The following is a 12,726-nucleotide window of genomic DNA, read 5'->3' on the forward strand; positions in this document are numbered from 1 at the left end:
GGGTTACTTCCTCTTCGACCTGGACAGCGTTCGGCGCAGCCGCGCGCCGACGCCGGACTTCGGTTCCCGCAGGGGGGCCGTCGTGATCACGAGCCGGCCCTTGGTGTTGCCGTTCGCTGCCACGCGGTGGGGCTCATCGCTCCCCCAGCGGCGTGCCAACGGCATCGGCCGCCCTTCGGTGCGTACCGGGATCTCGTACGTCGAGCCCGCCACGTCCACGTACAGGCGCACGCCCCTCTTGGAGCGCGTGGGAGCCAGCGGAATCCGGGCGGTCAGCAGGGTGCCGCCGTCCTCGGCCGGGCCGGTGGTGAGCGTGCCGACGCGCTTCGGGCGTGCGGCGTCCCCCGGGAGCTTACGTGCGCCCGCTTTGTCCGCGCTCTGCGGCATGGCGCCCTGAGCGAGGGCGACCACGGCCGACGAGGTGTCGCCCGTGATGCCGACGCGCAGGTTCACGACGGCGGAGAGCTCCGTGCCGTGCTGTTCCCAGTCGGCCGACTCCAGGCGCGTCCCGGCGGAGAGGCGGCCCGCCACCGTCTCGCGCACCTCGTAATAGCGGTCGTCGAGACCGACGGCCGGGTCCCGGAATCCGGGATAGGCGGCGAAGGCACGGTCGCCCTCCAGCAGGAAGGGGGGCGCTCCGTGCGCGGTCTCCTCCGCGATGGCGCGGGTCAGCTCCTCGACGGCGCCGCTGCGGGCCAGGCCGAAGCGCACCCGGCGCTTGACCCCGGTGCCGTCGCGCAGGCCGTCGGTGAAGTAGGCGTCCACCAGGGCGCCGACGCCCTCGCACACCTGGCGGCGCGTGTCGGCGTCGAGCGCGGGGAAGTCCTTCTGCAGAAGCTTGGTCAGCTCCCAGTCGAAGTGCCGCTTGAACACGGCGTCGCGCCGGGGACCCGCGGGGATCAGCGCGGCCGTGTGCTCCATGATCCGCTGGACGCAGCGGAGCCGGGCAAGGTGGTTCGCCCGGTAGGTGATGTTGCTGGCGTCGCCGCGCTTGACCGCGTAATAGCAGGTGTAGTCGGAGAGCACGGAAATCTTCCGGGCCCGGACGCACGCCTCGATGGTGAACGGCTGGTCGCTTCCGACCGGCATGTCCTCGGGAAAGCGAAGTCCGTATTTCTCGACCAGTTCGCGGCGAAAGAGCTTGGTATTGGCCAGAGTGAAAGGAAGCTCGGAATCGTCGAGGGTGACGTCGCGGTTTCCGGTGTACAGCTTCTGGTGGACGTAGCGTCCGTTGGTCCCGACCATCTTGCCGATGACCACGTCGGATTCGTTGGCGTCGGCGCAGGCGACCATCCGCTCCAGCGCCTCTTCGCCGAGATGGTCGTCGGAGCCGATGAAGTAGACGAAGCGACCGGTCGCCAGTTCCAGTGCCCGGTTGCTCGGAGCGGCCGGGCCGCCCGAGTTGGGCTGGTGGACGACGGTGAAGACGTCCGGGTACAGGTGCGCGAAGCGGTCGAGTTCCTTGCCGCTGTCGTCGGTCGAACCGTCGTCGACCGCCACGACCTGCAGCCGGTCGTGGCCGATGCTCTGTCCCACCAGCGAGTTCAGGCACTCCGTGAGATAGGGCATCGTGTTGTAGACCGCGACGACGACGCTGACGTCGGGTGTGGCGCTCATCCTCGGGTGCCCGCCTTCTTCACATCGGAAAGCAGTCGCGTGTACAGGCCGTCCAGCACTTCGGCCTGGGCCTCCCAGGTCCAGGTGTCGAGCATTTCCGGCTTGTCGTAGGCCGCGGTGTAGCGGTCCGGTTCGGCCAGGACCTGCTTGATCGCCCGGACCAGGTCCGGGACGTCCTCGGCGACACAGATCTCGCCCTGCCCGGTGGAGCGGACGACCTCGGACATGGTCTTCACATCGCTGACCACCAGCGGAAGCCGCGCGTGCGAGTACTCGAAGAACTTGGTGATCAGAGCGATCTCATGGTTCGGCCAGTGGTGGATCGGGATGCAGCCCACGTTCGCGGCCGACAGGAAGCGGACCACCTGCCAGTGCGGGACGTAGGGCACGACGTGCAGCCGGTCGCCCGCACCCAGCTCCTCCGCCCTGGCCTGGAGCCCCTTGATGTACGCGGCCGCGGGCCGGGGGACGACCAGGGCCATGTGCACCCCGTCGAGCGCGGGCAGCGCCTCGACCATGTCTCCGAGGCCGCGCTGCGGGCCGGGCGATCCGCTGTAGACGGCCAGCGGGACGTCGGGGCCGATGCCGCACAGCTCACGGAGATCGGGTACGGGCTCGGTCTCCTCGCCCTCGCGCGGCTCGACGGGACGGTCCGGCGCGTTGAGAACGACCGTGGGCCGCTCCGTGAGCCCGTGCCGCTCGCGCAGGAGGTCACCGAGCCCTTCGGAGACCGTCACGACGGCGTCGGCGAAGGGGGCGTACTCGCTCTCGTGCGCCGTGTTGCCCGGGATCCAGTGGGCGTTGTCCTCCCAGGGGCGCACCCCGGGCAGGAACTCGTGGGCGTCCCACACCAGCTTGACCTGGCGCCCCTTGGCCCGCGCCCGTATCGCGGCGCGGGCGCCCACACCCAGCATCCGGAAGTCGTTGGCGTGGATGAGGTCCGGCTTGAGGGCGTCGATCTCCTTGCCGTACGTCAGCTCGTAGTCCCAGAGGACGGGTTCGAGCCTGCGCCAGGCCCTCTTGCCCTTCACAGCCTTCCAGAACGCGGTGAACGCGCGGTCCAGCGGGCCGCGCAGCGCACGCCCGGCGCGCTGCGCCTCGGCCGTCTGGCCGGAGCGGAAGGCGACCCAGCTCTGCACGATCCGGGAGACCGGTCCGGCGACGACCAGACGGACCTTCTCGGACTTGCGGAACAGCGGGGAGCCCACGGAGTGCGGAGCCACCTTGAGCGCCGCACGCCTGGTCATCACGTCCGCCCGCCACGCCTTCACCCACTGCCGCCGGTAGGCCCCGAGGGGACCCGGCGGGTAGGCCAGCGGCCGGCGCAGCAGGGAGCGGTGCCGCTCCGCGTGCCGCTTGGCCAGCGGGGTCTTCAGCGGCAGCAGCCGCACCTGTGCGTCCCCGAGCTTCCAGCTGCGCCCGCTGCCGCTGCGCACCAGGCCGAGGAGGGTCACGTCCCAGCCGGCCGCGGCCATGGACTCCGCGGCCTTCTGCACCCGGGAGTCGCCGTCGACCTTGTTGTCGACCAGCATGACGACCCGGCCCCTGCCGGGCCCGTCCTCCGACACGTCCTGCGCTTCCATCAACAGCCTTTCTGGACCATTCACTTCAGGAATCCACCCAGCACTTGGGCGGTCCAGGTTCCGTCATGGTAGGTATGGGCGAACTCGACCGACGCCCGCCCGATCGCGGCAGTGCCCTCCCGGTCCTCCAGCAGGGCGCCCAGCACCTCCCGAAGGGTGTCGGGGGTGGCGTTGACGATGGGAAGCCCTCCTTGCGTGGCCTTCCTCACCGTCTCGCTGATGTAGCCGACCACGGGCTTGCCCGCCGCCATCGCCTCCACGGCGAAGGTGCCGTAGCTGCCGGTGGTGAACTGGTCCAGGACCAGGTCCGCCGACTTGACCAGCTCCTGCATCTCGCTCCAGGGGATCCCCTCGGCGAGCCGGAAGTCGATCACTCCCTTGTCGTGGAGCTCCGTCAGCACCGGCATGATCCGGTCGGTGCCCTTGGTCCACCGCTTGGAGGGGGCGTGCAGCACGATGGGCCGCTCCCGCTCCATCACCGGCCGGTCGTCGGCCCAGGAGGCCACATCGACGACCAGGGGCGCCCACTGGGCGGTCGGCAGGTCCTCCAGCAGGTCGGGGGTGGTGACGAAGAGGGGCAGCCCGCTCTTCTCGGCGATCTTGAGGTTCCTGCGGGCCTTCGTCCGGAGCTTCTCCGCGATTCCCTCGGGGGCGTCGCGGAACAGGGAGAACTCGTGGCGCTCCAGGTGGCGGCCCGGATCGCGGATCTCGCTGCCGTGGGCCAGCAGGGCGACCTTGACGCGGGCCTTGCGGAGCGCGGCGAGATCACCCTGGATCGAGTCGCCGTTGAGCCGCCCGAAAAGCGGCTGGAACGCGTCGACCAGCACATGTGTATAGCGGCCGATGACCCGCTTGACCTGCTCCAGCTGTACGTCGAGTTCGGCGAGGCTCGTGGCGTCGACGTAGACGTCGGCGGGGTAGTCGAACGACTCGGGAAGCTGGTTCATCACCACTTCGACCGATACGTCCGGATTAGCCTGGGTGACCGCCTGGGCGAACGCGGCGCCCTGTCCGGCGTAGTTCGCGGGGCCGAGACCGAGCTTGATCCGGGTCGCTCCGAGCTTCCGCCAGGTCGGTGCGGTGCCCTCACCCGAGGCCTTCACCGGGCGGTTGAGCCCGGGGGTCTCCTGCACGGTCCACGGCACGTCCGTGCGCGGGCCGGGCGGCGTCTTCTTGGACAACGAGCGGTAGAGCTCCAGCAGGGCCGCGCTCTGCTGCTCCCAGGAGAGGTCCTTGAGCACGTCCTCGGTGATGTGCCCGGCCAGCTCCCGGCGCCTGCTCAGCGCGTCCCGGGCGGCGGCCACGAAGGTCTTGGGGTCGTCCCAGGTGAAGACCGTACCGAGCCCCTTCTCCTCGACGTAGGCCTTGATGACCCGCACGTCGCTGGTGACCAGCGGGAGCCCGGCCTGCAGATACTCCGCCACCTTCGTCGGCAGCGAGACCTCGCAGTTGGGCACCCGGCGGAACGGGGTGAGGCCGACGTCCGCGGAGGAGAGGTAGTCGGCGACCTCGTGCTGGAGCACGTACGGCACGAGGTGGACGCGGTCGCGTACGCCGAGCGACTCCGCCGTCTGCAGCAGTTCCTCCAGCAGCGGGGTGACCCGGCTGGAGACGATCGCCAGGTGCACCCCGGGCAGCTCGGAGAGCCCGTCGATGACGGCGTCCACACCGCGCTCCGGGCCGAGCCAGCCGGAATAGACCATCAGCGGTACGTCGGGCCCCAGGCCGCAGGACTCGCGGACGGACGGTCCGGCCCGGCCGGAACCGATCACCTCACGCACCGGCGAGTTGCCCACCACCACGGGCGGGCGGGGGAGCTTGTGGTCGGCGGCGAGGAGTTCGGCGAGCTGGCTGGAGACCGTGACCACCGCGTCGGCGCGGCCGATGAACTCGGCCTCGACGGCCGGGAACGCGTAGGCCTGCCGGCGGTTGGGCCATTCGACGCCCCGGACGTACTCGTGCGCGTCGTAGATCCAGACACAGCGGTGCCCCGCCGCCCGCAGCCGCGCCGAGCTGCGGGCGGCGGTGACGATCGTGGTGGCGTCGTTGGCGTGGATGACGTCCGGTTTGAGCTTCTCCAGCACCGGACCGAAGGCCAGGTCGATGTCGACGAGCTGCGGCCAGTCTCGGCGCCAGTCACGGACCGGAGCGGGGTCCTTGGACGACCCACGTCGCTCCTCCCACTTGAACGCGCGCAGACGCAGCTGGTGGAGGACACGGCGGGCCCGCAGCACGGCCTTCAAGGACGCCTTCCGGGGCTCCTTCGCCCAGGCCGACTCCGCGGACTTCTGGCGGACCCAGGCACGGTAGGAGGCCTTGTACCGGTTCAGCTCGTTCTGGTCCCGGATCCCGAACTGTGTCACGGAGCCGCGCAGCGGATGGGTTCTGCGCACATTCACCGCACGCTTGAACTCCGTCGTCACGGGCACCTTGATCACATCGATCGGGCCCATCCTGGAGCGCTCGACGCGCTTGCCGGTACTCCTCCCGATCAGCGTGACGTCCCAGCCGTCCCGGGCGGCTGCCACAGCCGTCTTCTGCACCCGCGAGTCGCCCGTGACACCGTTCGCGACGATCACTGCGAGCCGCGGGCGGCGGGCAGGGGATTCCATTACGTGCTTCCTCCAGTGAAAACAGGCGGGTCCGGGCGGGCGGACTCGGGCCCGCCTGCCCGGAACATCAGCGGCACGCCGTGTCGCCGGGCAACCGGCCTGTCGTGCCGAGTCTCAGGTTGTGGTGCTGGTGGCTTGGGGACGAACCGTGGTGCCCCGGGTCGCCGACTCGATGACCGCGGCGGCCACCTCGACCGTACGAAGCCCCTGGCGCAAGGTGCAGATGTCTGCGGGCTTGCCCTGCACAGCGTCGCGGAACAGCTCGTGCTCGACAAGCAACGGCTCGCGCTTGGGGATGGCGTAACGGATCATGTCGCCCTCGGCGACCCCGCGGAACGCGCGCAGCGCCTCCCACTCGGTGGCGACGGCGGCGTTCGAGTGGAACGTGAGGTCGGCGGTGAGGGTGTCGGCGATGAAGCAGCCGCGCTCGCCGGTGACCGAGGTGAATCGTTCCTTGAGCGGGCTCAGCCAGTTGACCAGGTGGTTGACCATCGTGCCGTCGGACAGCTGGCCCACCGCGGAGACCATGTCCTCGTGCGGGCGGCCCGACTTGGAGACGGTGTGCGCCGCGATCGACGTGTACGTCTGGCCGGTGACCCAGCCCGTCAGGTCGATGTCGTGGGTGGCCAGGTCCTTGACCACGCCGACGTCGGCGATCCGGTGCGGGAAGGGGCCCTGGCGGCGGGTGACGACCTGGTAGACGTCGCCCAGCTCGCCGGCCTCCAGGCGGGCGCGGAGCGAGAGCAGGGCGGGGTTGCAGCGTTCGATGTGGCCGACGCCGGCGACCAGGCCGCGCGACTCGAAGGCGTCGACGAGGCGGCGGGCGCCCTCGACGGAGTCGGCGAGCGGCTTCTCGATCAGGGCGCCGACACCGGCGTCGGCGAGCTGGAGGCCGACCTCCTCGTGCAGCGCGGTCGGGCAGGCCACGACGGCGTAGTCGATGCCGAGGGCGATGAGCTCCTCGACGGTCGACAGGACGGGGGCGCCCTGGGCCCAGCCGTTCTTGTCGCCCATCGGGTCGACGACGCCGACCAGTTCGACGCCCTCCAGGCTCGCGAGGACGCGGGCGTGGTGGCGGCCCATGGAGCCGAGGCCGACGAGCCCGGCCTTGAGTACGGCGGTCACAGGTTCTCCCCGAGGTCGTTCACGGCGGTGACGATGCGCTCCAGGTCGCCCTGGGTGAGCGAGGGGTGGACGGGCAGCGAGACGACCTCGGCGGCGGCCTTCTCGGTCTCGGGCAGGTCCCAGGTGCGGCCCGCCTTCTGGTCCGGCTCCCAGTAGGGCTTCAGGCGGTGGATCGGCGTCGGGTAGTAGACCGCGTTGCCGACGCCCGCCTCGGTGAGCTTCGCCATCGCGGCGTCCCGGTCGCCCTGGATGCGCACGGTGTACTGGTGGTAGATGTGCCGCGCGCCCTCGGCGACCGGCGGCGTGGTGACGGCCGGGGCGGTGATGTGGGCGTCGAGGTACGCGGCGTTGGCGCGGCGCTGCTCGGTCCAGCCCTCCAGCTTGCCGAGCTGTACGCGGCCGACGGCGGCGGAGACGTCGGTCATCCGCATGTTGGCGCCGACGATCTCGTTGGCGTAGCGCTGCTCCATGCCCTGGTTGCGCAGCAGGCGCAGGGTGCGGGCCAGCTCGGCGTCGGCCGTGGAGACCATGCCGCCTTCGAGGGAGTGCATGTTCTTGGTCGGGTAGAAGCTGAAGGTACCGCCCGCGCCGAACGCGCCGACCGGGGTGCCGTTCAGCGCCGCCGCGTGGGCCTGGCAGGCGTCCTCGACGACGGCGAGCCCGTGCTTCTCGGCGATGGGCATGAGCTTGTCCATCGCGGCGGGGTGACCGTAGAGGTGCACCGGCATGATCGCGGCGGTGCGCGGCGTGATCGCGGCTTCGACGGCGGCCGGGTCGAGGCCGAAGCTGCCGGGCTCGATGTCGGCGAACACCACGTCGGCGCCGACCAGACGGACGGCGTTGGCGGAGGCCGCGAAGGAGAAGGAGGGGACGATCACCTCGTCGCCGGGGCCGATGCCCAGGGCCAGCAGCAGCAGGTGCAGAGCCGAGGTGCCCGAGTTGACGGCGACGCAGTGCCGGTCGTCGACCAGCCGCGAGAAGCCTTCCTCGAAGGCCGCGACCTCCGGGCCCTGCACGACGCGACCGCTGCGCAGTACGCGTACCGCAGCCTCGATCTCGTCTTCCCCGATGACGGGGCGGGCAGCAGGAATCGGCTGCTCGTTGATGCTCGACATGAACGTCCTCCTTGAACACCGCAAGAGCTCGTTACCAGGCAGAGCCTTGAGGTGCGGGACGCCTTACGAGGTCGCGCGTAACCCCACCGGCACAATGCCGACGCCCTGCCGAGGAATCCGGCCCGGCCGGCATCGCCGCCGGGCCTTGTCACCGCCCGTGAGTTCCGCCAAGAAACCGCACAAGTATGGCAACCGTCGTCACATTATCAGGGATTTCTCGACCCATTTCGGGCTCGTTAACCGGTGCTTGCATCAGTTCTGAAACAAAGCAGGTGTCCCGCCCCGACGTGCTCGGAACGGGACACCTGATGTGAACAACCGGTTACGGATCCATCAGCTCGCCGACGACTCGCCCTCCGCCGAGGGCGCGTTGACCGTCACGGACGGCGACGACTGCTCGGCGGCGACGGTCTTCTTCGTCGCCTTCTTCGCGGCCGTCTTCGCCGTCGTCTTCTTCGCGGCGGTCTTCTTCGCAGCGGTCTTCTTGGCCGCCGCCTTCTTCGCCGGGGCCTTCTTGGCGGCGGCCTTGCGGGCCGTCTTCTTCGCCGGGGCCGGCTCCGCCGCCTCGGAATCAGCCGTTCCGGCGTCCGTTGCTCCGGACTCCGCGGATTCCTCGGGCGCCTTCGTCTCGGGCGCCTTCGTCTCGGGCGCCGAGGCGACCACGACGATCTCCGCGTCGTCCGACCCGGTGGGCGAGCCGGCCGGAGCGGTGACCTTACGGGTCACACGGCGGCGGGCACGCGGCGGCGCGGCCTCGGGGGCCTCGGCCACGGGGGCCTGCTCCGCCGGGGCCGGGGTCTCGGCGGCGGGCGCCTCGACGACCGGGTCCTCGACCGCGACCGGGTCCGTGCTCGGCTCGGCCGGCTGCACCGGCTCCGCCGCTTCGGCCTGCTTCGGCGAACCCGCCGGGGCGGTGGCCTTACGGGTGGCCCGACGGCGCGTACGGCCCGGGGGCGCGGCCTCGGCCGGAGCCTCGGGGGCCTGGGCGGCCTCGGGGGTCTCCGCGACCTCCGTAACCTCCGCGACCGGCGCCTCGGCAACGGGCGCCTCCACGACCGGGGCGGGCGCCTCGGCCTTCGGGGCGCCGACCGGGGCCGACGCCTTGCGGGAGGCCCGGCGGCGGCCACGGCGCGAGGCGGCCGCCTCGGCCTCGGCGGGGCTGCCGTAGAACTCGTCGTCCTCCCTGACCGCGGGCTCCACGGCCACGGGGGCGGCGACCTCGGCGGCCAGCTCGGCCTCGGTCTCCGTCTCCACGGGCTCGGCGGACGCGTGGTCGTCGGCGTGGTCGTGCTCGTGGTCCTGGCCCGCGCCGCCGCGGCCGCGCTTCTTGGACTTCTTGCCGCCACCACCGCCGCCGCTGGACGTCGGCTGCTCCATGTGGACGATGACACCGCGCCCGTTGCAGTGGACGCAGGTCTCGGAGAAGGACTCCAGCAGACCCTGGCCCACCCGCTTGCGGGTCATCTGGACCAGGCCCAGCGAGGTGACCTCGGCGACCTGGTGCTTGGTGCGGTCGCGGCCCAGGCACTCCAGGAGGCGTCGCAGCACGAGGTCCCGGTTGGACTCCAGGACCATGTCGATGAAGTCGACGACGACGATGCCGCCGAGGTCGCGCAGCCGCAGCTGGCGCACGATCTCCTCGGCCGCCTCCAGGTTGTTCCTGGTGACGGTCTCCTCCAGGTTGCCGCCCTGGCCGGTGAACTTGCCGGTGTTGACGTCGACGACGATCATCGCCTCGGTCTTGTCGATCACCAGCGAACCGCCGCTGGGCAGGTAGACCTTGCGGTCCAGCGCCTTCATCAGCTGCTCGTCGATGCGGTACGTCGCGAAGACGTCGACCTCGGAGGTCCAGCGGGAGAGCCGCTCGGTGAGGTCGGGCGCGACGTGCGAGACGTACCCGTGGATGGTCTCCCACGCGTCGTCGCCGCTGACGATGACCTTGGAGAAGTCCTCGTTGAAGATGTCGCGGACGACCCGGACGGTCATGTCCGGCTCGCCGTAGAGCAGCGTCGGCGCGTTGGAGCCGCTGGTGCCCTTCGCCTTCTTCTGGATGTCCTCCCACTGCTGCTGGAGCCGCTCGACGTCACGGCGCAGCTCGTCCTCGCTCGCGCCCTCGGCGGCGGTGCGCACGATGACGCCCGCGTCCTCGGGGACGATCTTCTTGAGGATGGTCTTGAGGCGGGAGCGCTCGGTGTCGGGCAGCTTGCGGCTGATCCCGGTCATCGAGCCCTCGGGCACGTAGACCAGGTAGCGGCCGGGCAGCGAGACCTGGCTGGTGAGACGGGCGCCCTTGTGGCCGATCGGGTCCTTGGTCACCTGGACCAGGACCGATTGGCCGGACTTGAGCGCGGTCTCGATGCGGCGCGGCCCGTGGGCCATGCCGAGCGCCTCGAAGTTGACCTCACCGGCGTACAGGACGGCGTTGCGGCCCTTGCCGATGTCGACGAAGGCGGCCTCCATGGACGGCAGCACGTTCTGGACCTTGCCCAGGTAGACGTTGCCGACGTAGCTGGTGGCCTGCTCCTTGTTGACGTAGTGCTCGACGAGCACGTTGTCCTCGAGGACGCCGATCTGGGTGCGCTCGCCGTTCTGGCGGACGACCATCACGCGCTCGACGGCCTCGCGGCGGGCGAGGAACTCCGCCTCGGTGATGATCGGGACCCGGCGGCGGCCCTGCTCGCGGCCCTCGCGGCGGCGCTGCTTCTTGGCCTCCATCCGGGTCGAGCCCTTGATGGACTGGACCTCGTCGAAGCCAGTGCCGGGCTCGCGCTCCTCCTTCTTGCGCGGCTCGCGGACCTTGACGACCGTACGCTCCGGGTCGTCGGAACCGTTGTCGGTGTCGGCGGCGGCGTCACCGCTGCGGCGACGGCGACGGCGGCGACGACGGGAGCTGCTGCTCGAACCGGAGGCCGAGGAGTCGTCGTCCTCGTCGCTCTCCTCGGCGGCCTCCTGGGCCTGGCCGCGGCCGCCGTCCTGCTCGTCCTCGGAGCGGGACTCCTCGGCACGGGCGGGCGCGTCCTCGGTGGTCTGCTCGTCGTCCGCGTCGTTGGCCTCGCCACGACGGCGGCGACGGCCACCACGGCGGCGACGGCGCGAGGGACGGTCGCCGTACTCGTCGGTGTCCTCGCCCTCGAACTCGTCCGCCTCGGCCTCGGGGGCCTCGTCGGCGGTCTGCTCGGCGGGCGCCCGGTCCTGGGCGGCGGGCTCGGCGGCCTGCTCGGTCGCCTCGGCCTCGCCACGGCGGCGGCGACGGCGGCGCGAACCGCCCTGCGGCGCGGCCTCGGCGGGCGCGGTGCTCTGCTCGGCCTCGGCGGTCTGCTGCTCCTCGGCCTCGTCCACCTCGTCGTACGCCGAGGTGGAACCGGCCGCGGCGGCGGCGGCCGCAGCGGTCTCGGGGGTCTGGAACATCGGCTCGGCGAAGACCGGGGCCTGGAAGACGGCGACGGCGGGGCGCGTCGCGCGGCGGCCCTTGCGGGTCGGCTCCTCGGTCTTGGCGGTGAACTCGGGGCGGCCGGCGGCGGTGGCGCGGCGCCGCTGGCGTCCGCGCGGGGCGGCCTCCTCGACCTCGTCGGCCTCGGCGGCGAGTTCCTCGGCGACAGCGGCGGGCAGGCTCTCGCCGGTCTCGACGGGCTCCTCGACGCTCTCGGCGGTCTCGGTCTCGGTGACCTGCGGCGCACCGGCGGGCGCGGACGCCTTACGGGACGCGCGGCGGCGGGTGCGCGGGGCAGGCGCCTCCTCCGTGGCCTCGGCGGCGGGGGCGGCGGGCTCGGCGACCGCCGGCTCGGTCACCGGCTCGGCGGCGGGCGCGGCGGACTGCGGCGCACCGGCCGGGGCGGAGGCGCGGCGGCGGGCACGGCCACGCGGGGCGGCGGGCTCCGCGGCAGCGGGCTCGGTCGCGGGCTCGGCGGCCGGGACGGGCTCAGCGACAGCGGAAGCAGCGGCGGCGGGCTCGACGACCACGGCGGCCTCGGCGGCCTGCGGGGCGCCGGCGGGCGATGTGGCCTTGCGGGAGGCGCGACGGCGGCGGGGCGCCGGGGCCTCGTCGGGGTTCTCCACGGCGACCTCGGTCTCTTCCTCGGCTGCGGGTTCCGGAGCGGGCTCGGCCGGGGTCTCGACGACCGGCGCGGGGGCCTCGGCGGCCTGCGGGGCGCCGGCCGGGGACGTCGCCTTGCGGACCGCGCGACGGCGGGTGCGCGGCGCCGGTGCGGCGGGCTCCTCGTCGGCGGCGGGCTGGGCGGGGGTCTCGGCGACCGGAGCGGGCTCGGCGGTCTCCGCCTCCACCGGCGCACCCGCGGGCGCGGCGGCCTTGCGGACGGCGCGGCGGCGCGTACGGGCGGGCGGGGTGGTCTCGGCGACCGAATCGCCGGGCGTGTCGTCTGCGGCCGGGGCGGCGGACTCGGCGGCCGGTATGGCCGGCGTGACGTCCTCGGCTGCGCTCACGGGGCTGCCGGGCGGGCCGGCGGGGCGGGAGGCGGCGCGGCGCCTGCGGCGCGGCGGCAGCTTGTCCCCGGGGGTGTTCTCTTCGTTGTTCCCGGTCGTGCCGGGTTCGTTCGGCTGAGGCATGCGGGCGGTTCTCCCGTCGTGCTCCCGGGCGCCGCGTCTGATTCCGGTCCGGCTCGGTCCGCAGTGGTGCGATACCGCCGTCCGGGGCGCGGGCGCCGCACGGGAACTGAT

The 12,726-nt window shown here is 72.1% G+C and carries 6 protein-coding genes; all 6 read right to left on the minus strand.

Going from position 1 to position 12,726, the window contains the following annotated elements:
* Positions 1-3 precede the first annotated feature (3 nt).
* Positions 4-1,617: a glycosyltransferase family 2 protein gene (locus IE134_RS11670; protein ID WP_098020227.1), complete on the minus strand. Its 1,614-nt coding sequence runs from the start codon at positions 1,615-1,617 to the stop codon at positions 4-6.
* Positions 1,614-3,200 (minus strand): glycosyltransferase family 4 protein, encoded by a 1,587-nt coding sequence (locus IE134_RS11675; protein WP_229823505.1) that lies wholly within the window; start codon positions 3,198-3,200, stop codon positions 1,614-1,616. The genes IE134_RS11670 and IE134_RS11675 overlap by 4 nt, the downstream gene beginning before the upstream one ends.
* Before the next feature lie 20 nt (positions 3,201-3,220).
* The gene (locus tag IE134_RS11680) at positions 3,221-5,812 is read right to left on the minus strand and encodes a glycosyltransferase family 4 protein (protein WP_189430388.1); all 2,592 of its coding nucleotides are present in this window, start codon (positions 5,810-5,812) and stop codon (positions 3,221-3,223) included.
* Positions 5,813-5,926: 114 nt separating this feature from the next.
* Positions 5,927-6,937: a Gfo/Idh/MocA family protein gene (locus IE134_RS11685; protein WP_098020225.1), complete on the minus strand. Its 1,011-nt coding sequence runs from the start codon at positions 6,935-6,937 to the stop codon at positions 5,927-5,929.
* Positions 6,934-8,052 carry a DegT/DnrJ/EryC1/StrS family aminotransferase gene (locus IE134_RS11690; RefSeq protein ID WP_030708353.1) on the minus strand — a complete coding sequence of 373 codons (1,119 nt, stop codon included), beginning with the start codon at positions 8,050-8,052 and terminating at the stop codon, positions 6,934-6,936. The genes IE134_RS11685 and IE134_RS11690 overlap by 4 nt, the downstream gene beginning before the upstream one ends.
* A gap of 333 nt (positions 8,053-8,385) precedes the next feature.
* Positions 8,386-12,615, minus strand: a complete 4,230-nt coding sequence (locus tag IE134_RS11695; RefSeq protein WP_189430390.1) for a ribonuclease E/G — start codon at positions 12,613-12,615, stop codon at positions 8,386-8,388.
* Positions 12,616-12,726: the final 111 nt, after the last annotated feature.

The organism is Streptomyces rubiginosohelvolus (assembly GCF_014649875.1).
GTDB classification, from domain to species: domain Bacteria; phylum Actinomycetota; class Actinomycetes; order Streptomycetales; family Streptomycetaceae; genus Streptomyces; species Streptomyces rubiginosohelvolus.